1 protein-coding gene is annotated in these 436 nt (G+C 56.7%); it reads left to right on the forward strand.

The annotated features are described in order from the left end of the window. Positions 1 to 210 precede the first annotated feature (210 nt). A partial coding sequence (locus tag FCS21_RS16320) for an MFS transporter (protein ID WP_138624531.1) occupies positions 211 to 436 on the forward strand: 226 nt, incomplete at its 3' end.

Genomic DNA, 436 nt, shown 5'->3' on the forward strand with positions numbered 1-436 from the left:
AGGCTCGCCATTCTAATCGGGTCATGGCCGTTGGGAAGGGGGGCAGGCACTTATATTTTTGTCGGCAAAGTCCCGTGTTGTCGGGTGAAATCATGCCCTATCAGCTTTACGAATCATTACAGACAACCACGGCTCGCCTGACTATGTTGCAGGTACCGGGCGGGATGCATCGGGCATCGCAGCTCTCATAACAATAAAAGAGACGGACCCATGCAGAACTCGACCCAAGCGGCGAATGCCTGGCGCATTCTGTTCCTGCTGTTCCTCGCCAACCTGTTCAACTTCTTCGACCGCACCATTCCGGCGATCATCATAGAACCGATCCGCATGGAATGGCACCTGAGCGACTTCCAGCTCGGCATCATCGGTACCGCCTTCACCATCGTTTATGCCATTGCCGGCCTGCCGCTGGGGCGTCTGGCCGATACCGGCTCGC

It is taken from the genome of Colwellia ponticola, assembly GCF_005885605.1.
Taxonomy (GTDB): Bacteria; Pseudomonadota; Gammaproteobacteria; order Enterobacterales; family Alteromonadaceae; genus Colwellia; species Colwellia ponticola.